A 21,112-nucleotide genomic window follows, 5' to 3' on the forward strand; every position below is an offset into this window, starting at 1 on the left:
TAGTGCCGCCTGCTCCTTGCAGAACAGGGCGCGGTCGTTCGTCCAGTCCCGCAGCTACGCCCCCGACCATCCCGGAGTGCCCGAGCACCCCGCCGGAGGCACTGCCCTTGCCAGCAGCCGGTTGTCCGGTCTCGGGACCTCCGCGGCGGATCGACCCAAGGTCGTCCGTGGCAGGCGCCACCCCCGCAGAGGATCTTGTGCAGGTGGGAAGACGCTGCTGGCCATGTCCGGCATGCTGTGGGCATGACCGAGGAACCGGGAGATCGTTCCGCCCTGTCCGGCGACACGGTGCCCGCCGCATCGCCAGTGATCTCTGTGATGTTGATCGTCCCCGATGCGGACGCCGCGGTCGCCTGGTACCGGACTGCACTGGGTGCGACGGAGCTATGGAACCTTGGTGGCGTGGCCGGCCTTGAGATCAGCGGCGCACCCTTCTACCTCCACCAGGTCAATCCCGAGAATCCTGGAGAGACCAGCCCCGGCCAGGCGGGGGTCACGAGCACCCGCATCGAGGTGTTCATCGATGACCCCGACACCTTCGTCGAGCGCGCCGTCGCGGCTGGCGCAGTCGCCGGAGCGGCAGTCGAGGATCACCGCGTGCCCTGGGGGACGCACCGTCAGGGTGGCTTCACGGACCCGTTCGGTCACCACTGGTCCGTGGGCGACAAGTCACCCCTGAGCTCGTTCCCACGTTGATCGGGCCCGCCTTCGAATGCGGGATCGGGTATGGGCTCACGGCGCCGGGCCTGAGGTCGTGATCCAGCCACAGCTCGTCCAACCGCGTTCCATCAGGGACGGCAAGCACCGCAGCAGTCCTGAACGGGTTGACGACTACATCCCCGAACAGCTCGTCGACCTCGACGTCCACCCAGAGTCGCCATGGTGATTCACTCGGCGGCTGACGTGGCGGCAGAAAGGCCACCTCCCGAATCCGGGAAGTGGCCTTTGACCTGCGTGGGCGATACTGGGATCGAACCAGTGACCTCTTCGGTGTGAAGCAGGACGCCGCACCGCCTCTGACCTGCGAAATTGAGAACTTGCAGGTCATCGTGGGTGCAGTTGGATGCCGTTCAGGGCCGTTGGACGTTGTTCAACGCCGTTCAGTACATCCGTCTGCTCCCAACCTGCTCCCCCAATCTCGGCACGAAACCGCTGGCAGATGACCGGCGGAGACGGTCTGCTACCACGCAGGCCGGTGCCCGTGTGATCGCCGGACGCGCGGCGTCAGCCCCTCAGCCGTGACGCGGTCGCTGCGTCGGCGCCACGGCATCCCTCAGCTCCCAAACCGCTCCATCAGGGCAACTCTCAGCCAGCTCACCGAGCTGCCCGCGGCCGCGTCCAACGATGGCTGCACCGGACACATGGCGACCTGTCGCAATGACGATCTGGCGGCCCGCGATCTCGGCCAGTCCCCCCGCCGGCGACGCTTCCAACCGACGGTTCCGGAAGCGTTGGCACCGCTCGACCGGCGGGACGATGCCGTGGGTCCGAACGTCGGTCGGGCAGACTCAGCGGGGGCATCGGTGGCAGATGCGGCACCTGTCGGTTGTCCGATATCGCAGTCCAATCCTTCGGATGACGTCTCGGATCGGCTTGCCCAGCCCCGCGAGCTCCAGCCCTTCCGCGCAGGACAAAGCGAGCCCTCGGGTTATCGGGAGGACAGGCTGCTTCGTGCTGTGTCACTCTGGGCGGCTCGGCGAGCACCGGGCACGGTGCATGCACCGTCTCGGATCGACGGGGAGGCCATCTGTGGAGATCAAATCGCTGGAACAGCTGCGGGAAGCCGACGAGCGCACGCAGCGGTTCACCCCGGGCGGGCTCAGCCTTGACAAGATCCTTACTCCGGAGTCAGCTGCACAGTTCCAGCAGGAACTCGTCGCGGGCCTCAACCTTGTCCCTGACGTCACAGCCGGAACGCGGCAGAGCTTCGATCGGCTACGCACGATCTACGCGTACGGGGTGCTCTGCTACGACATCTTCACCATCGTTGACAGCCATGCTCTGTTGGTCATCGAGCACGCGCTGCGAGACCGGTTCCTCGAGTTTCACGGCGGCACCGTCACGTTTGTCCGCACCAGTGACCAGCGCGAGTTCCGCGTCGACGCCACCTCGTACGAGCCGATCATGGACTTCCTCAGAACGTCTGCTGGCAAGAAGTCGCGGTTACGGGTCGGCGCAGGACCAGCCACCGTGCAATTTAACGGGATGCTCGACGGACTCCACCGGTGGGCCCGGGCAGCGGGACTGCTACGCGGCCAACGCAACCGCGGCCACGAGCGCGTGACGATGCAGCTACGAAACTTCGTAGCACACCCGACCTCAGCTCATCTGCTCATGCCTGTCGATTGCGTTCGCACGCTGAGAGACCTGGCGGAATTCATCAATCAGCTGTGGGGCCATCCGACCCCTGGCGGCCGCCTCTACTCGGCACCGAGCGAACGCAGCATAGTCGTCGTCGCCTGGGACAAACAGGGCGGCACGCAGACCTTCCTCGCCGAACATCTCGGTGGCGGTCCCCAAGAGGGCGACGACAAGCTGCGCTGCGTCATCTTGCGAGGCCGCTTCCGCCCGGGCATCCATGAGATGGACCCCGGCCTCACCCATTTCGACAGCCGCTTCGAGAACACCCTCTTTCCCACCGACTACCTGTGGGGTCCCGGCACCCTGGCCGACGCCAGCGACTGGTACGCCAGACACCAACCGCAGCCGGACGAAGTCGACCATCTCGACCGGGTCTTCGCCATCCGCTACGACCACGGGCAGCTCTACCGGCCGATGCGCATCGATGTCGCGGCTGGCCTCGAACCCGAGGACCGGGCTGGGCTGTGGCACCTTGTTCGTGCCGACCACCCCGACGACGCCCTCGGTCACACGCGCAACCTGATAACCGGCGACCTCGGTTGCACCAGCGAGGGCGAATGCCCCACCTGCTACGCCTCCGGGCTCGCCGCCGGCCCGTGGCATGACGTCATCGATCCCGGATCGGTTAGCCCCGAAGCGCGTCGCCAATTGTCCGTTGACCTGCGCCTGTCGAACCTCTATGCCCGATCCAAGCCGGTTACGCTGGCCTGAAGTCCGGTGACTACGGCTCGGATGATCGCCGATATCCGGCACCAAAGGTGGGAATTCCGCTGTGTCGGGAATACGCAGTGCAGGCTGCGCGGCTCCACCGTCATCGTGCCCGTCCTGGTCGAGGCTGACCTCGGCAGTCAGCCCGGTGCGCCACGTCGAAAAGATCCGGGCAGGTTTGCGTCCTACCGCTCACCTACAGTCAGATGCCATGCAGGTCGTCAGTCCTTCACGCTTACGGGACGCCATCGCCGAGCATCTCCGGGACGGCATGACGCGGCGGCAGATCGAGAACTTCTTCGAGGATCTCGGCCTGGCTCCCTGGCCAGACGAATGGGACTCGCTGACTAAGGCAGCGTTCGTCTGGTCCATCCTGCGGGACCACACACTGCCCGAACTGGCCGACATCGCGCGTCGCGTCCTGGATGAGGTCGAGGCGCCAGGACTCGCCGCGCTCGTGGACCGCCTAGGCCCGACCGGTGTCGCCGGTGATCTCAAGAACCTCATCTTTGCGGCAGATGGGCCCAAACCAAAGATCGTCTTCCGGGACGCCGTCAACAACGACATCGCTCTCGTGGAAAACGAGCAGTACTGCTTGGTCTATGACCGGCCACTGGGTCCGAGCGGCCTCACCTGGAAGGAACTCACCGACTGGTGGGCCGATCGGGAAGGCTTGACCGGCCGGTCGCCGACAGAGGTTTCCCGGAGCCTATACAGGCGGTTGGATCGGTGTCTGGGCGACAATGATGCAGAACGGCGGATCTTGCGGACTTATGCCGACCGGTACCTGCGATTGGGCTCTAACATCCCCGCGTTGATCCCGCAGGTCTATCTCCACTACGACCCGTACACGAGGCGCCAGGGCGGGACCACCCTTGCCCGACAGCGGATGGATTTCCTCCTCCTGCTGCCGAACCGGGCGCGCGTGGTAATCGAGTGCGACGGTGTACAGCACTATGCCGACGATGTCGGCCGGGCCAGCCCTCAGCGGTACGCGGAGATGGTCGCCGAGGACCGCAACCTTCGGCTGCGTGGCTACGAGGTCTACCGCTTCGGCGGCCAAGAGTTGCGGGAGGAAGCCCGGCCCAGCGACCTGCTGAGCATTTTCTTCGACGCGTTGGCCGCACGCCACGGCACAGGAACCTAAGTCACGACCTGCCAGGGCGCTGCTGTAGAACCACGGCCTGGGGTAGCGAGCCGGCGGGAGAAACCGGGGGGCCAGGCCGGTCGTGGTCACGCCGCCACGTGAAAGGCCGGCCACCCTCGTTCCGGGGTGGCCGGCCTTTCGTTGCCTGGTGGTCCTACTTCACGGCCCAACGCGCTCCCGGCTGGTTCTCCGGCTCGTACGCCACGTAGGCCGGCCGCTTGTCCTTCAGCGCCCGGAAGGTGATCCAGCCGCGCACGCACTTCCCGTCCGGCAGGTCCTTCTCCCCTGTGGGGTATTCCGGCTGTGGGAACTGGTTGTAGGTGATGTTCGACGCGCCCATCTCGGTGTCGTCGGCGTAGACGAGCTTCCACCGGTCGTTGGTGACCGTGATGCCGTCGTACTCATCGTCGAGGTTCTTCACCGCGCAGACCTTCACGTCGGCGGCGGCCCAGGTCAGCCCCGGCTGCCCATTTGGGCGGGGGGCGCTGGCGGCGACTGGCTGCCGGAATCCGTAGGCGGTGGCCGTCGCGAGATCCGCGATGGGAGCGGACTTCCCGAACGCCAGCGCCGCATCAGCGGGGCCGTCCTCGGCGGCCGCCGTGTCCGGCGTCGGGCTGGTCGTCGGCGCGGCCGGGGTGGTCGCGGGCGGCGTGGGGCTCGGCGGTGTGCTGGCCGGAGGCGGGGTGGGGGCCGGGTCGTCGCCGCAGCTGGCGAGGGCGAGCATCGCGGCCGCCGCGATGGCGAGGCGGCGAGTGCGGGCGGTCGTCAAGGTGGCTCCTCAGCTCCGGTGTGGATCCTCGATCGTCGCCATCATCGGCTCTTGGCCTGGGTCAGGCTCTGCCGGTATTCGAGCGCCTCGGGAATCTCTTCGTACTGCAGCAGGCTGCCTGTCAGCTCGAGCAGGTGTTCCTTGGCCTCGTGTGGCGTGGCGTAGAAGAACTCGCGTCGCTGGTTGATGAGGTTGACTCGGCGATCGGCCAGGCGGGCGTGCATCTTGGCTTCGATGCCGACGGCGTCGTCGGAGAAGAACAGGGCGTGCACGTCGAAGTTGAACGGTACTGAGGCGTCGCTGAGTTCCTTCACCCTGTTGAGCGGGTCGAGGCGCCGGGTCATGCCGATCTTCACCATCTTCTCGCCGAACGCTCCGAGGTTTGAGATGACGTACACGTAGCCGGCGCGCACGTTGGCGGCCCGGTAGTCCACGTCCTCGATCGCGGTGTCGATCTGCGCCAGCCGCTCCTGCATCTGGGCGGCGCCGTCGACGTCGCCCTTGGCCTGCAGCGCGGCGAGGGCGTTGGCGTAGTGCTGGCGCTCCTTGTCGAGGCGGGCACGCTCGCGTTCGATCTCCTGCTGAAGCCGTCGCTCCTCCCGCAGTCGCGCTTTTTCCTCTCGCTCACGCTCCTTCTCCTCGGCGACCTTCGCTTGGTAGTCGGCCGTAAGCTCCAATTCGCGAACCCGCAGTCGGTGGTAGTCCTCCGAGATGCGGATGTGCATCGTCTTGCCCAGCTTGGCGATGGTGGAGGCCACCTTGCCCAGGCGCTCGACGGCCGAGTCGAGCTTGTAGGGCTTTAGGCCGCGGACCAGGTTGTCCGCCTCGGCGTTGTAGGCCCGCAGCATCAGCTTGGAGAAGTCCCGCAGCATCACCCGCCCCTCGGCCGCGGAACCGTTCACCGTCCAGCCAGTCGCGGCGAGGACCGCTCCGCCTTCCCGCTGGGTCATGCTCTTGATCTGGCCCTGCAGCTCAGCCAGAGCGGCCTGGTAGGCGACCGCGTCTGACAGGGGATGTCGATACTGGTAGACGCCGGCCTCCTGCAGCAGCGCCGTCTCCTCGGTCACCACGACCTGCTGACGAAGCTCACGCAACCGGCGATCCAGATCCGCCTTCTGCGCCTGACCCGCTGCAGCCTGCTCCGCGATCTCGCGCCTCAACCGCTCTCGATACTGCTCCAGCTCGACCGCCGGCAGCACACCAAGACGGTTCATCTCCACACGGAGCCGCTCCAGCTCCGCCCGCAGATGCGTCACCTCCGCAGCCAACTCCCGCACTTTGCCGCGCGCCCCAAACAGCGGAATCTCAGAGTCGTCGGCACGTGGCGTCGCGACGGATGGAGGCACGGATGCAGCCACTACAGGTGCGGCGGGCGGCTGCTGTGGCGCGACCGGAACCGCAGGCGGCGCTTCGGCAACCCACAGCTGCCATCCCGGCGGCGGAGGTCCCCATGCCGGATCCGGCTTCCACCCAGGGCCAGGCACCCAACCCGCCGGCGGCGTCGGCCAATTCGGCGGAGCATTAAAACGGTACGCCACAGATCAATCCCCACGTGTAACCCATGAACCGCCGACGCTAACCCCGCAACCGCATCTCAACATCGATCACTTAGCCAACAAGTCCCGCCAACAGGACCCACCCAGGTGCCCATCCGCTCACCCACAGTCAGGTACCCGACCCAGAAACGATGCAACGAACAGGCCACGACCGGGAGCCGTAACCGGGCCAGCTATCGCCCAGGCAAGGTCCCCTGCGCAAAGGTCGACGTCCCGTCGAGCACCGACCAATGCAGCTTCGCCTGACCACTTCAGCCCCGCCGAAGATGTCACCGGGCAGGAAGCCCTGGCCAGAGGGTTGCAGGTGCGATTCGTGTTTCAGCTCCGGGATCTCTACCGGCGCCACCACGGCGAATGCCAAAGCCGAAGTCGATGCAGCACGCCCTCGCGAACGGCGTCAGCGGGCCCTAGGCCGACAGCCGGCACTAGCCAGACCGGGAGCAGCCAACCTTGACCACCTCGGTCTTCTCTGGGAGGTCACGCCGAACCGCTCACCCGCATCACCGCAGGTCAACGCGCTGTCCCGCGCCCAGCTGCAGTGAGCACTTCGGCTGCGGTGACCACTTCGCCCCTGTCTCGATGCCACGCGCGGAATCATGGCTGTCTAGAGGCAGCTTCGCGGGGCCTCGCAACGCCCGACAAGCCGTGACGTCGGCGTGGTTGACGGCAGAGCCGCTACCGCAAGTGACCTGCCTCCAAGACGGGGCCAGGGTCGCATGTGCCTAGGCACTCGACCTTGGGCCCCGTCCGGGCGTCGTGCGGCTAGCTGAAGGCCGTCATAGGGGCGTTCATCCGTTCGCAGCTGACGAGGCACGCTCTGAGTTTCATACGGGCGGTTAACCTGAAGCCTGGTTGCAGCAGCGCCTCACTGGAGCGAAAGCGCCTCGATAATCCGCGACGCAACAGCTTCATGTCCTGGCTTTGTCAGGTGGGGAAAGTCGTTTGACCAGAAGCTTAGAATGAAAGTCCAGTGCTGGCCATTCCAGTCTCCGCTCTTGTCTACAAACATGGTGTTGGTGTCGCAAGACGGTGTGACGACACAACGGTGGGCCGGCCTCAGTTCCCGTTCGAAAGAAGCTCCACCGGCGCCGTAGTACGACGCGAAGACGCTAACTTGTGGCGCCAGGACCCATGAGTCGCTGCGACCGTCGTAATCAGTGCAGAAGTCGTGGCCTGAGAAGTTCAGACCGACCATGGTGGCCTTGAAGGGCGTGGCGGTCTTCGTGAGCGTGTTGTTGAGCTTTCCGACGACCGCGAGCGTCTTGTCCGAGACCGAGGCTTGATAATCGCGTGCTCGGTTATTCAAGTCGCGTACGGCCCAGACAGCCGCCTTGGCACCTTTCTCAGTGTAGACCTTGGCCAATGCTAGGGCTGGCATGGTCGGGCAGACGTCCTTGGCATCGGACACGTAGCCCGGCATTGGGGAGAAGTATCGAGTTACAACGATAGGCACATCTGAGCCATATAGATCGCGGATCTTCGCCAGGGCCATTCCAAGGTTCAGCTTCAGCGCTTGCAGATGATCATCAAACGTCTTTCCACTACACGGTGAGCTTGAAGCAAGCCCAAGGACCTGCTGAATGCAGTCGGCAAACCGGATGTCATTTGCACCCACGGTAACTGTCACGAGGCTGGGCTTGAGGTTCATAGCTGCCGCGGCCGGGATTTGGTCAGCTATGATGGACTTTGTGCATTCGCTTGGCGTGCCCCACACGCCGCCCTTCCCGCTGGTTGCCGCGCAAGCCCCGCTAATCGCGAAGTTGTAGGAACTCCAGCCGAGGCGAGAGGCGATCCGAGCACTATATGCAGCTGCATTGTTTGGGTATCCGCTGTGTGGCCCCGAGCCTTCGCCAGCCGCAATGGAGTCACCAAACGACACGATGACACCGCTTCCCGACGACGTCTTCCATGCCACCGACGCCGTGGTTTGTGCCTCGCCGGCTGTGGGAGATCCATCGCCGTTTGTGTCCACCCACACCTGGAAGGCATCGGTTCCCGTGCCTCGGCCGGTGAACGTGAACGCGACTCTGCCGTCGTTTGATGTCAAGCAGTCACTGGGTGAGCAAGAGAGGGAGGTGCCTGCCGATGGGCCTGAGTAGACCCTCGCCGATAGCTTCTGGCCAACCACCGGAGCTTTGGTGCCACTATCCAACAGTTGAGCCGTAATCGTCGCCTGGTCGCCGACCGCGCGGTCCTGGATGGCAGGCGTGACCGATAAGGGGAAGGACTTCAGACCGCCGCCTGCAGCGAGGATGTATGGCGTGCCGATCGTCCCGTCGCTCGCGGTGTAGGCCGCGCCAAAATCCTGGGCCAAGGCAAGAACGGTGAATCCGGGCGGCCAGGCGTCGAATGCCTCATGGACCGAGCAACTCCAGTTCGACAGCGTGTCGTCGGTAAGTCGGTCCAAGGCTGGGTGTGTGGCGACGATATGTGCCGTGTTGTAGCAGCCGACACCTGTAACCGTGAATCCTCCCGGCTGGATGGCGTCGAGAAGCGGCACTGCCGTGTGTGGCGCGGTGTCGTGGTAATAGCACGACAAACTGACGTACAGCCCCGTCTTCGTCGAGTCAGCGACCGCGTAGTCGATCGTGCGTTGCGTCAGCTCTGCCCCGCCCTGGCTTGCATGAAAAACCGGATCCGTTCCATTGATCAAGATGTTGCCACTGACGGCGGGCCCCCAAACCGACGTAGTTGAGACAGCTGCTAGGGGCGGAGTTGACTCGCAGGTGGGGTCACCAATCACAAGGGCGCGGTATGTGGCGAAATCTGCGGTGGACATTGCAGTCCACGTCGCGTCGTCGGCGACGACCGGGGTGAGGCCGAGAGCAACCACTTCCTGAGCCTCGACGCTGCTAGTCCCACCAGTAACCGATGATCCGAGGATCAAGACTCGGTCGCTCGGTGCGGCACTGGCGACCGATGAGCCCGCCACAGTCAACATGCCGCTCACGACAACAAGACTTGCCCCGGATGCAGCCCAACGATTGACCCGCCTAGACCAACGCATATAAATCCCCCACCTTAATGAGGCTTGGCGACCGCGTTCACGACAGGGCTATCGCGTGTGGACGCTACGCCAGCGGCTGTCTCTCGCCGAAGAAATGTCCTAAACCCAACACTCGGGCCCTACACCCATCCCCCGATTGTCGGATTGAACCCGCTCCGATTCGGTAGTGACTTTCGCCCTTGGGATGGATCGACGGTTGCCAGGATGGATGCAAGCGCTCCAGAGGCGTCGATTGGGCTGGTGGCAGTCATGTGGGCTACCCAGATGGAGCCGGAGGGGGATCGTTAGCTGACCTCCGATCTATCGCCACACTTCAAGCCCGATGAGCAGTGGAGCGAGAGCGCAATCGGGCGGTCCCACGGGTGATCGGTCAAGGGGCGGCCCGCCTGCGCCTGGCTCCTCTGGTCAACGGGCCCGGTCGCTGGCCCGATCGGGGCGAGGCCGCAGTACCGCGGCTGCTACTAGTCTGGGGTCGGAAGATGCTCAGGTCATGTGCGCAGGCCCTGTTCAGTGCGCATGGACCGTCGCGCCCGTGGATGGCTTCAGGTTCGGGACGATGAGCAGCGATACGACGGCGGCAACAGCGGCCGTCGCTGCGGCGAAGGTGAAGGCGCGGGTGAAGCCGACGCTGCTGCTGCCAGCGATACTCGCCGCCGCGATGCTGGACACCACTGCGACGCCGAGGGCGGCGCCGAACTCGTGGAAGGTGCTGAGAAGACCGGAGGCCAGTCCGGCTTCGTGATGAGCGACCTGCGCCAGCGCGGTTGTGGAGGCGGCGACGAAGGCGCCGCCGATGCCCGCTGCGCCGACGCTGATCCCGGCCACCACCGCAGCCGCACCGTCCCAGAACACGGGCAGCGCGGTGCCGAGCGCGGCGATCGCAAGCCCTGTGGCCGCGACCGGTCGGGCACCGAGGCGGCCGATGGCGTGACCGGCGGCCTGGGCTCCGATGATCGTTGCCAGGGCGACCGGCAGGAACAGCAGGCCGGTGCGCAGCGCCCCGTAACCCTTGTGGTGTTGCAGGTAGAACGACCCGAGGAAGAACATCGCGATCATCAGAGCCGTCGCGGCCAGGATGAGGAACGTGCCGGCGGCAACCGGCCGGCGAGTCAGGATCCGCAGGTCCATCAGCGGTGAGCGCACGGCGCGTTGCACCACGGCGAACACGAGGTACAGGACGACGGCACCGGCCAGCGTCCCGAGGGTCGTCGCGGTCAACCAGCCGCGGTCCCCGGCGTTGATCAGAGCGTAGATGGCCGTGCCGGTCGCGGCGGTGACGAGGATGGCGCCCGGCACATCGAGGCGTGCTCGGGTCGTCGGCGGCAGGTGCGCCGGCAGCATCCGGGCAAGTGCCACCAGCACGATCAGACCGATGGGCACGTTGATGTAGAACACCCACTGCCAACCAGGGCCTGCGGTCAGTACGCCGCCGAGCAGTACGCCGATCGCCGAGCCGGTACCGCCGAGCGCGGACCAGATGCCGAGGGCCTTGTTGCGTTCGTCCCCGTGGAAGGTTCTGGTGAGCACCGACAGCGCCGCGGGCGACAGCATCGCCGCACCGACACCTTGTGCGACTCGGCCGCCGATCAGCAGCGCGGCGCCAGGGGCCAGGCCGGTGATCAGGGATGCGGCGGTGAACACGAGCAAGCCGAGCAGGACCACGCGGCGGGCGCCGAAGAGATCGGCTGCCCTACCGCCGAGAAGCATCAGGCCGCCGAACATCAGGGTGTAGGCGCTGACGACCCAGGTCAGTGTGTCGCGTGCCAGGCCGAGGTCCGTTCCGATGTGCGGCAGCGCGATCGCCACCACGGTGACGTCCAGGATGAGCATGAACTGCGCGACGCCGAGCAGTGCCAGCATGCGCCAGCGGCGTGGGTCGGCGGCGGTGGTGTCGGGTTGGTCGACGGCCTGAGCGGACACAGGGTGGCCCCCAATTCGAACAGTTGTGTTTGAGTTGTGTCGGGTACAGTAACTCGTACAGCACTGTTCGACAAGGGAGTTCGAGTGGCCTCAACGGGGCAGGCGAAGACGCCGGGCAGGCGAGCCGATGCGCAGCGCAGCATCACGGCGATTCTCGAGGCCGCGGTGACGGCCTTGAGCCGCAACCCGGAGGCCAGCGTCAGCGAGATCGCCAAAGCCGCGGGCGTCGGCCGGGTCACCCTCTACGGCCACTTCCCCAACCGGGACGACCTGGTGGAGGCGGCATTCGCCAGAGCCATCGACGAGGGCCACGGCGCACTCGACGCGGTCGATCTGAGCGGCGATGCCAGGCAGGCACTCACCCGGCTGATCCATTCCAGCTGGCTGCTGGTGAATCAGTCCCGGTCCCTGCTACTGGCGGCTCAGGAGGTTCTACCGCCCAGCCGGATCCGCGACCTGCACGCCGGCCCGGTGGAGCGCGTCGAAGGCCTCGTCAAACGCGGTCAGGACGAGGGGGTGTTCCGCAGCGACCTCTCGACCGCCTGGCTGGTCGGCGTCATGCACAGCGTGATGCACAATGCCGCCGACGAGATCAACGCCGGCCGGCTGGACAGCGACGAGGCGCCAGCGTTCATCACCGCGACCGTGCTGGCTGCCTTCACTCCCCCGGGCAGCCGCGTTCCCGCCTGAGCGCGGCTAGCTGATCCCGCCGCTCTGCCCGGTCCATTGCACGCGTTGTCGGTCGTAGCGGCCGACAAACCAGCAGTCTCCCGCGGGGTGACCGGCAGGCGAGTTGTCCGGCGAGGGGCTTGTTCAATCTTCGGGTGCAGCCGGTCCGGCGCGGATCAATGGTGTTCTCGCCTGGACATGCCCAGCTGGCGGACCGGAAATGGCGTCGGGCACCGGCTCGGTGGAGCCGGTGCCCGACGAGAGGTGCGATCAGGCGGAGTAGCCGCGGGTGGCCATCCAGTTCGCCAGGTCGATGGTGGTCATCCAGTAGGAGGCGGTAGCCGCATTCGCCGAGTCGGCAATCCGGACGGTCCGGCCGTCGTCCTTGTAGCCAACCACCGCGATGTAGTGCCCGCCAGGGAACGAGTGCCAGCCGCCATCGGTGTCGGTCGCCGAGCCGACGGTGTTGGCAACCACGGCACGGCCATCGGTGATGGCATCGACCACGTCGGCCTGGAGCTGGTCCATCTGAGCCGGGGTGGCCGCGCCGGGGATCATGTGAGTCCGCCACGGGTCGCCCTTGACCATCTGGTTGAGCCCGCGGGTGGTGTCCTCGGCGGAGTTGGTGCCGTTCTCGGTCGCGCCGAGCGGGGCGACCATCGCATCCTGGGTGGTCTCGACGCCGCTCGCGCTGAGGGCGTTGCGCACCGCGGCCGGGCCGCAGTTCCATAGGCGTACTGCGCCTCGTAGGTGTAGTCGAGAACCTTGGTCGACGGCGGCTTCGGCTTCGGCTTCTTGGTCACGTCCGGGTCGGTCGTGGCCTTGGCCGCCGCGGACGGCGACGCGCTCGGCGAGCTGGATGGGGCGGCGACCCGGGCCTCGCTACGGGTGGCGACGTCGCCGAGCCGGGGGGCCAGCTCGCCAACGGCGGCGGTGTTCTCCTGACGGACCGGCGCGTTATCGGTGGCGAGGGCCGTGCCGACGCCGCCGGCCAGCACAAGCGCTGCGGCGGTGCCGGCAATGATCTGGTACGGGCGCTCGGTCGCGACGCGCCGCAGCTGACGCTTCATTCGGTGCTTCATGTGTTCCTCCACGGGGCCTAAACGGCACACGCCGGCCCGACGCGCGGACGGGTTCACGCGCGTTCATGGGCGGGGTGGCCGCAGGGACGGAAAGCGCCCAGCGTGCCGGGCTCTGCGGGACGGTTACCGGATCTGGATTCGCCGGTCAGGCGAGGGCCGGCACCGCGGCGCCGTGGAGGGGAATGGATCGGGGGGTGGTTCGCACGAGGTTGGAACTCCTTCCGTGGCCGCCTACCGGGTTAGCTGACGGATTCGGGCGGGAAGTACGCCCTACCACGGACATAGCCCGCGGATTCACCCCGGTGTTGCACTGGGTCCCCGGTTCGTGAGATCACGATTGAGCGGGTCGGTACGGCGTCGCCATTTGCGATCGAAAACCGCACCGGACGCGCTGACACTACCGGCGGCCAGGGTGCCCGCCAAGCGCTCCCACCTGCCTAAACCTCGGTCACCATTACTCTGACCGGAACAGTCCGTCACTGACATCACTGGATGTGACGAGTGGCTATGACGGGACTGTCGGGAGACTATCGGACATCGAGGCGGCGTTGGTGCCGAGTTTCTTTGGTCAATCACCATGCCATCGCCCGAATGACCGTTTCCCATCCGAGGTGGGTAGCGGCAACACGGTTTCACGTCACAATTCAGAAAACCTGAGCTGGACAGGTCGGCGGGTGCGACTGGGACCGCGCCGACGCAGTCGGGCGGGCTTCAGGTCCTTATAGGCGATCATGCTGGTGGAAATGGCGCCGGCGACATCCGGCAGGCGGGCCGGCCGGCGCAGCGTAAACACCGATCGCCCGCGCATGGTGACCACAACGGCTGGACCTCGACTTGCGAGTGTCGGCGTGCCGCACCATGTTGTTCGTGCTCACGGATGTGAGAGCGCAGCCGGGCGGTCAGTCGGGAGCCGGATCCGTTGGGGACAGGTGAGCCGGTTCGCTCAGACAAGGGCCGTGGCAACCAGTTCGTAGCCTCAGTAGCGCCGCTGGTGGAGGTCGGCGTCCCGCTGCCTTGACGGTCTTCCCTGCCTGTGGGCCAGAGCCACCGGACGTGCGGGTTCGCGTAGGTCACGAAAGCGGGCGGGCGCCGACGGCGTCCGCCCGCTTTCTCGAAGCAGTGTCAGCGAAGCAGGAACGTCTGGGTCTGGGGGTTCAGCATGGGCAGTTTCCTGGCTCCGGCCGTCTCGCGGCCGCTGAATCGGAGCACGTCCACCCCGCGGGAGATGTCATTGGCGATGATCAGCCCGTTGTACCAGTAGGTCGACCACTGGTTGGACTGCATGTCGTAGTAGGCGATCTCCTTCGGATTACGCGGGTCGGTCAGGTCGACCACGGAGGTTCCCGAGCCGTAGGCAGAGGAGACCAGGATGTTGCGGCCAGCAACGGGCACGTAGTTGAAGTTGTGGTAGGTGCTCGGCTCCGCGCGCGGGATGCGTAGGTGGCTCAGCGGCGTGCTGGGGTCGTCGACCGCGTACGTCCAGATCGCTCCGAACGGCTCCTGTGCGGGCCCGAAGTATTCGTCGCCGAAGGTCACGTACTTCCCGTCGTGGGTGAACGCCGCGCTGTGCCAGATGTCCACGTCGGGCGTGTCGATGTTGGCGATCACGCGGGGCGCCAGGGGGTTGCTGATGTCCCACAGCTGGCCCTGGGACAGGCAGGCCGCAGCAGCGAGCTTGCGCGGGGTCAGCACCTGAATGTCGTGGCAGGCGAAGAAGTCGCCGGACGCGCCGGAGAAGGTGTCGATCCCCTTGATGGTCGGCTCGGCGACGACCGTCGCGGCAAGGCCGGCCTCGGCGTCGCCACCCGGTACGTCGATCACCGAAATGTGCTCGAACGGGGCCCGGCAGTCCGGCCCGATGTTGCTGGCGCTCAGCGGGTACGACGCGACGTAGATATAGGTGCCGCCGTCCTCGCGGGGCACGAGGGTGTGGGTGTGCGAGCCGCAGTCTGTGCGGATGGCCTGGAGGAACCGTGGTGCTCTCGGGTCGCTGACGTCGAAGACGCGGATCCCTTCCCAGGCGCTGGGGGTGGAGGCGGTGACGTTGCGGGATCCCTCGCAACCCGGTGTGCTCTGCGGGGTGTCCACGGACAGGAACACCAGGTCTCGCCAGACGGAAACGTCGCCTTGGGGGCCGTTGCAGTGCACGTCGGCCAGCTCGACCGGCGCGCCCGGCTCTGAGATGTCGACGATCCGGAATCCACCGTAGTGGCCGGCGAAGACGAGGTTGCCGGCGAAGGCGAGGTCGGAGTTGACGCCGCCGGTGTGCTCGTCGGTGGACAGTAGGTGCATGTTCTGGCTGTAGCCGTCAGCGGGGCTGCTCGGCGGGGGCGGCGGGACGGATCCGTCGTCCCATGGCTCGTGCGCCTCGGCCGGCGATGCCATCACGGCGAGCAGGATCGCTGTGGCAGCGATGGCGAGTGATCGGGTTCGGGAAGGTCTATGCACGGCGCCCCCTCACGTCGGACGTGTCGCCGCATGATGCGATCACGCAGGTGAATGTCACACTGTCAAATATCTTCACCTGCCGCTAGACCCTCGGCGAAAACGAACGGTGAGCGCTGTCCGCAGCCCCGGAACTCGGCGCGACGCTCCTTAGGGTGCGCTGGAACCGGACTATGACGGAGGCGAGTTACCGGGGACGGGTGCTCAGCCCGGCCAGGGTGACGGCGACCAGCCGCTGGACGGCTTCGGGACGGGTGACGGTGCCGGCTGCGGTGAGGGCATGCAGGCAGTAGTTGGCCAATTCGTCGGTAGCCACGTCGTCGCGCAGGTCGCCGTCTCGCACTGCCTCGGCAATGAGGTCTTGGACGAAGCCGCGCAGTCGTTGCTGGCCGTGGTTGACGTGTTCGCTGCGGTGCAGCAGCGCGGCGAGTTCGCCGCCGTGGTGGCGCGCGGAGTGGTGCTGGAGGCGGGCGTATGTGTTCAGGACAGCTTCCAGACGCGCGATGGCCGGGGCGGCGGGGTCGACGGCGGCGGTGAGCCGGTCGAGGTGTGTGGCGATCTGACGTTCGTGCCACGCGGTGAGGACGGCCTGCGCGTCGGGGAAGTACTTGTACAGCGTGGCGCGCCCGATCCCGGCCTGCTCGGCGATCTGCGACATCGTTACGGCGACCAGCCCGTGCTTGGCCACCAGTGCGGCCATGGCATCCATGGCGGCGTCGCGAACCGCTGCGCGGTGCGCGTCGATCGTCTCGGTCCACAGCTTGGGCACACCCACATCCTACATGCCGTTCACAGGGACAACAGGTTGCTGTTGACGTAGACAGATTGTCTCTATAATTTGGGGACGCTCCGCGAGCTGCGGGCAACACGAATTCCACCCTGACCCTCGACCACCGGGGAACGGGCCCGCGAACCGCTGGGTTTGCTCCTCGCAACCCACGACCGAGAAGGAACACCGTGCCAGTCCTGCAAGCCCAGATCCAGACCGACCGAGCCACTCGCTATCTCGTCCAGTTCTGCAAGCACGCCGCCGCCATGGGCAGCGGCGGCCACTCCGCCCGCATGCACATGCGCCGGGAGGTGGAGGTGGCCGCCGAGTGGAGCGACACCACCGGGCGGGTCACCTTCGGCCCGTGGGGCGAGGCGACGCTCACCGCCGACGCCAACTCACTCACGGTGCGCATCGACGCTGCCGACGAAGACGGTCTGACTCAGATCCGCGACATCATCGCCCGCGATTTCGAACGGTTCAGCCGCCGAAACCCACTGGCCGTAGCGTGGCAGCGTCTCGACTCTCCCGGCGCGGCCCCCGTTCGAGACGCTGTCGGCGTTCCGTCCGGGCAGCGGCGGGGCTTCCGGCGATCCCACCTTCAGAGCGCTGCCCTCGCGCTGGCCGTGGTCCTGGTTGCCGCTGTGCATGTGGGGCTGGCGGGCTCGGTCCTGGCCGAGTCGCGGTGGACAGGCCTGGCCGCCAACGTCGTCGTGGTGCTCGTCGCTGTCAAGATCGCGCTGATCGCGGTGGCCCGCTTCAAGATCCGTCAGCGCAGGGCCGCCACGCGCCCTGACCACACCTGAGCCGCGCTGCGGTCACGGCGGGGCGCCACTTCGCGGCGTCTGCCGCCGTTGCGAGTCGTTGCCCCTCGTCCAGACCGGAGCTGGCAGGATCATCGACCCTGACCCGGCCCTACTATGAGCGGATAGTAGTTGCCTTAGGATGGCGCCCGCATTCGGTAGGAGCGATGTGTGGGCGTCGGGTCCACGCCTCCTCGGCGGAAGGATCAACAGTGCCTCTCCAGCGGCGCCGCCGGGCGGCCTGACCTTGCTTGCCGCATCATCGGGTTCTGCCGGTAACCAATCGTCAGCACGTCGCGCCGCACGCTGGGCACTACGGGTGTGGCTGGCGCTGTTTCCCGCCCTCGTCGTGGCGCTCGCGTTCGCCTCCCCCGCCGCCGCGCATTTCAAGCTGCTCAAGGCCGTGCCAGCCGACGGCGCGCGGGTCGATGCCGTTGCAGAGATCCGGCTGACGTTCAGCGCCGCCGGCACGCCCACAGGTGCTGGATTCAAGCTTTCTGATGGCAAGGGCAACGCTGTGGCGGCGACCGGCCACACCCCCGACGGGGGCCGTACGTGGCTGGTTCACCCGAGCGCTCCCCTGACAAGGGGCACGTTCAAGCTGCGATGGAGTGTCGCAGCCCCGGACGCCCACCCTCTGACCGGTGTCCTCACCTTCACGGTGGCCGCGCCTCCCCCCTCGCCCGCAACAACCGCCAAACCCCAGGCAACAGCCAGCCCCCACGAGCACGCCGGTCATGGTGGGCCCGGCATGCCCTCGGCTTCGCCGCCCGCCCATTCCGGCGGACACGCTGTCGGTCATACCGCCGATGCGGATCAGGGGCCTGTGCGGCTCATCGGCGGCGCCGGGCGGTGGCTGTCCTACGGAGCGATCCTGCTCGGCGTCGGTGGTCTTGTCTTCGCATTGACCACATTGGTCGGTACTCGCAGTGACATCAGAGTGGTGCAGGTCTGGGTGCGGGCGGCTGGGCTGACGGTAGCGGCCGGAGCGGCCCTTGAGCTGGCTGCACTCCTGGCGCTCTTCAGCGAGCAGGGCACCTTCGCCTCGGCCGCCAGCGTCCCGGCGTTGGCCGCCCTCAGCCAGACGCCGGTGGCGGCAAGCCTGGTCCTACGCTTCACTGGCGCAGCAGGCCTGCTCGTGTCCGGTTCACTCGAAGCGGCGCTGATCCGGGGCCGCCACGCGGTCGGCCGTCACTCCGTTCCGACCGTCGCCGCGATACCAACCGACTCTCGGAACCTGGTGACGACTACCGCTGATGGACCGACTGGCGACGGCATTCAGCGGGTGCGAGCCCGAGCTGTCCGCCCTGTGCTTTTGGGTGTCACCGTGGCGCTGCTGTTGGGTTCCTTCCTGCTCGACGGGCACACCGTCACCGCGGAGCCCCGGGTCGTCGTTGCGGCGGCCGATATCGCCCACACCATCGCCGCCGCCGTGTGGGTCGGCGGGGTTCTTCTCCTGGCCGTGCTGCTGCTCGGCCGTGCCCGCCACGGCGCACCGACGGGTGCTGCCGAGATGGCGGTGCGCTTCTCCATACCGGCCACCGCTGCGGTAGCACTCACGGGTGTCGCCGGCGTCGCGCTGACCCTGCTGATCCTGGAGCGGCCGGGCCATCTCGTGACTACCAGCTGGGGACGGGTGCTTCTCGTCAAGCTCGCCCTCGTGGTGGTTGTTGCCCTTGTGGGGCTCTACAACACCAGGCGTGTGGTGCCCCGGCTCGACGACCGCGCCATGGACGGCACACATCAGCTACGCCGCACCGTCGGGGTCGAAGCGTTGCTGATGTTGGCCGTCCTGCTGGTCACCGCGATCCTCGTCAATTCCGAGACCTAACCGCACGATGGCGCGAGACCGCAGGAGGCGTGAGCCCGCAGGAGTTGTGGGCGTGTGATGGCCGATTGCGATTCATGCGGGGACTCACGGCGCGGCGACCAAAACGGGCGTTGGGTCGCCTGCGTCACCGGCGCTCGCGCTGCCGAGTCGGGAAGACCGACCAACTCGATGGCTGGTTGACCGGGGGGCGCTTGTCACAGGACGGCGCCGGTGAATCAGCCATCTCGGGCTGATTCACCGGCGTCCTGTGGGTGGTCGACAGATTGCGGTCGGATCAGCCGACGCTGACGGGTTCGGCGTCCTCGGCCGGCTGGCGCCCGCCACGGCGCAGGGTGATCCCGGCGATGACCGCGCCGGCGGCGGCTATGATCCCGGCGCCGACGAAGGCGGCGGAGTAGCCGTCGGTCAGGGCGGGCAGGTCGCCGAGCCGGTCGGCGCCGGCGGACGAGGCCACCGCGGTCATCGCGGCCAGGCCGAGCGCGGAGCCGACCTGGTAGCTGGTGTTGACGATGCCGGAGGCGAGTCCGCCCTCCTCGGGTCGGGCGCTGGAGATGGCTGTGCCGAGCGACGGGATGAACGCCAGGGACATGCCCAGCGCGGCGACCAGGGAGGCGGGCAGGACGTCGACGGTGAAGGTGCCGTCGGGGCGGACCAGGGCGAGCCAGCCGAGTCCGACCGCCAGGATGGCGAGGCCGGTGACCACCATGGGCTTCGGGCCGAACCGGGCGATGGCCCGCGGGGCGAGGGCGATCATGCCGATCATGATGAGGATCGTCATCGGCAGCAGGGCGGCGCCGCTGGGGAAGGCGCTGTAGCCGAGGACCTGCTGCAGGTAGAGGTTGAGGAAGAACCACATCGGGATCCAGGCCGCGCCGAGCAGCAGTTGGGCGATGTTGGCGGCGGCGAGGTTCGGGGCGCGGAAGATGGACAGGCGCATCAGCGGCTCGCGGCGGGACGCCTGGATGGCGACGAACGCGGCCAGGGCGGCGGCGGCTCCGGCGAGGACCAGCCAGGTCTGTCCGGAGGCCCAGCCGACCTCGGGGGCGCGGACGACTCCGTAGACGGCGGCGCCGAGGCCGACGGTCACCGTGAGGGCGCCGATGGCGTCCAGCGAGCCGCGGCGGGTGCCGCCGGCGGGCATCAGGGCAGGCGTGGCCAGGAGTGCGAGCGCGGCGATGGGGATGTTGATGTAGAAGACCCAGGGCCAGCTGATGTACTCGGTGATGACACCGCCGAGGAAGACGCCGGCGGTGCCACCGGCCGGCGCCGCGGCGCCGTAGAGCGCGAGCGCGCGGGTGAGCTCCCGGGGTTCGCCGCCGAAGAGCATCATCAGCAGGGTGAGCGCCGACGGGGCGATCAGCGCCGCGCCGGCGCCCTGCACGGCGCGGGCGGCCAGTTCGACGGCGACGCTGTCGGCCAGGCCGGCGACGGCCGAGCCGATGAGCAGGACGGACCAGCCGGCGGCGAACATGCGCCGGGCGCCGAGCAGGTCGGACAGCCGGCCGCCGAGCAGCAGCAGGCCGCCGAACGCGACGACGTAGGCGTTGAACACCCAGGACAGGTTCTCCGGTGAGAAGCCGAGATCAGCCTGTATGCGTGGTAGTGCGACGCCGATGATCGAGGTGTCCATGATGACCATGAACTGGGCCAGGGCGATGAGTCCGAGGGCCCACCAACGCTTCGAGCCGGATGACATTGCGATCACTCCTTCAGTTACCCCTGGGGGGTATGGGTAGTGGCAAGTTTCTACCCCCTACCCGTATTGATCGTCAAGTGACGGGGGCTGCATCCAGCCGGCCGGCGAGGCGACGCTCCGAAGTATTGAGAGTCATACCGGGGAGGGGTATGTTGAGGGCTGGCGGGTCGCGCACCGCGGCTCTTCCCCTGGACGGACCCTTCGCACCCGTCGACGGCATCGTGTGTCAAATACCGAGGAGATCCACTTGTGCGGCAATGAATCGAGCTGCGGCTGCGGCACCGTCACGATCGACAGCGCCCCTGCGGCCGCAGACACCAGCACCGGCGCCCGGAGCACCTACCAGGTG

General features: G+C 67.1%; 13 protein-coding genes, 1 pseudogene and 1 riboswitch. Of the genes and pseudogenes, 6 read left to right on the forward strand and 8 right to left on the reverse strand.

The features are described from left to right. Positions 1-243: 243 nt before the first annotated feature. From GA0070603_RS10585 to GA0070603_RS10595, 3 genes are all read left to right on the forward strand, one after another. Complete coding sequence (locus GA0070603_RS10585; RefSeq protein WP_139131851.1) at positions 244-696, forward strand: VOC family protein; 453 nt, start codon at positions 244-246, stop codon at positions 694-696. A gap of 1,053 nt (positions 697-1,749) precedes the next feature. After that, entirely contained in the window at positions 1,750-3,072 is a 1,323-nt protein-coding gene (locus GA0070603_RS10590) for a hypothetical protein (RefSeq protein ID WP_091311018.1), read from the forward strand. Positions 3,073-3,280: 208 nt separating this feature from the next. After that, positions 3,281-4,216 carry a putative endonuclease domain-containing protein gene (locus tag GA0070603_RS10595; protein ID WP_091311022.1) on the forward strand — a complete coding sequence of 312 codons (936 nt, stop codon included), beginning with the start codon at positions 3,281-3,283 and terminating at the stop codon, positions 4,214-4,216. Between the two features lie 154 nt (positions 4,217-4,370). On the opposite strand, the gene GA0070603_RS10600 is transcribed toward GA0070603_RS10595, so the two are convergent. The 4 genes from GA0070603_RS10600 to GA0070603_RS10615 form a co-directional block, all read right to left on the reverse strand. Then, positions 4,371-4,985, reverse strand: coding sequence for a hypothetical protein (locus tag GA0070603_RS10600; RefSeq protein WP_091311025.1), 615 nt, complete (start codon positions 4,983-4,985; stop codon positions 4,371-4,373). 41 nt (positions 4,986-5,026) lie between these two features. After that, on the reverse strand, positions 5,027-6,241 hold the full coding sequence (locus GA0070603_RS10605; RefSeq protein ID WP_244282482.1) for an SNIPE associated domain-containing protein: 1,215 nt from the start codon (positions 6,239-6,241) through the stop codon (positions 5,027-5,029). Between the two features lie 1,165 nt (positions 6,242-7,406). Then, the gene (locus tag GA0070603_RS10610; protein ID WP_244282695.1) at positions 7,407-9,482 is read right to left on the reverse strand and encodes a GDSL-type esterase/lipase family protein; all 2,076 of its coding nucleotides are present in this window, start codon (positions 9,480-9,482) and stop codon (positions 7,407-7,409) included. Positions 9,483-10,055: 573 nt separating this feature from the next. Further along, the gene (locus tag GA0070603_RS10615; RefSeq protein ID WP_091321784.1) at positions 10,056-11,408 is read right to left on the reverse strand and encodes an MFS transporter; all 1,353 of its coding nucleotides are present in this window, start codon (positions 11,406-11,408) and stop codon (positions 10,056-10,058) included. Positions 11,409-11,552: 144 nt separating this feature from the next. On the opposite strand from GA0070603_RS10615, the gene GA0070603_RS10620 reads away from it, so the two are divergent. Beyond that, entirely contained in the window at positions 11,553-12,158 is a 606-nt protein-coding gene (locus tag GA0070603_RS10620; protein WP_091311033.1) for a TetR/AcrR family transcriptional regulator, read from the forward strand. Positions 12,159-12,407: 249 nt separating this feature from the next. On the opposite strand, the pseudogene GA0070603_RS10625 reads toward GA0070603_RS10620, so the two are convergent. The 3 genes and pseudogenes from GA0070603_RS10625 to GA0070603_RS10635 all read right to left on the reverse strand — a co-directional run bounded on the left by GA0070603_RS10625 (position 12,408) and on the right by GA0070603_RS10635 (position 16,433). Beyond that, positions 12,408-13,219: pseudogene (locus GA0070603_RS10625) on the reverse strand (C39 family peptidase). A gap of 213 nt (positions 13,220-13,432) precedes the next feature. Then, positions 13,433-13,573, reverse strand: a riboswitch (cyclic di-AMP (ydaO/yuaA leader). A 768-nt stretch (positions 13,574-14,341) separates the two neighbouring features. Then, complete coding sequence (locus tag GA0070603_RS10630) at positions 14,342-15,511, reverse strand: LVIVD repeat-containing protein (protein WP_091311037.1); 1,170 nt, start codon at positions 15,509-15,511, stop codon at positions 14,342-14,344. Between the two features lie 340 nt (positions 15,512-15,851). Beyond that, positions 15,852-16,433 carry a TetR/AcrR family transcriptional regulator gene (locus GA0070603_RS10635; RefSeq protein WP_091311040.1) on the reverse strand — a complete coding sequence of 194 codons (582 nt, stop codon included), beginning with the start codon at positions 16,431-16,433 and terminating at the stop codon, positions 15,852-15,854. Between the two features lie 188 nt (positions 16,434-16,621). Between GA0070603_RS10635 and GA0070603_RS10640 the strand changes: the two genes are divergently transcribed. Next, positions 16,622-17,239 (forward strand): DUF2218 domain-containing protein, encoded by a 618-nt coding sequence (locus GA0070603_RS10640; protein WP_139131853.1) that lies wholly within the window; start codon positions 16,622-16,624, stop codon positions 17,237-17,239. 316 nt (positions 17,240-17,555) lie between these two features. Continuing rightward, complete coding sequence (locus GA0070603_RS10645) at positions 17,556-19,067, forward strand: copper resistance CopC/CopD family protein (RefSeq protein WP_244282483.1); 1,512 nt, start codon at positions 17,556-17,558, stop codon at positions 19,065-19,067. Between the two features lie 274 nt (positions 19,068-19,341). Here GA0070603_RS10645 and GA0070603_RS10650 read toward each other — a convergent pair whose 3' ends face one another. Next, the gene (locus tag GA0070603_RS10650) at positions 19,342-20,763 is read right to left on the reverse strand and encodes an MFS transporter (RefSeq protein WP_091311049.1); all 1,422 of its coding nucleotides are present in this window, start codon (positions 20,761-20,763) and stop codon (positions 19,342-19,344) included. Positions 20,764-21,112: the final 349 nt, after the last annotated feature.

It is taken from the genome of Micromonospora chersina (assembly GCF_900091475.1).
GTDB classification, from domain to species: domain Bacteria; phylum Actinomycetota; class Actinomycetes; order Mycobacteriales; family Micromonosporaceae; genus Micromonospora; species Micromonospora chersina.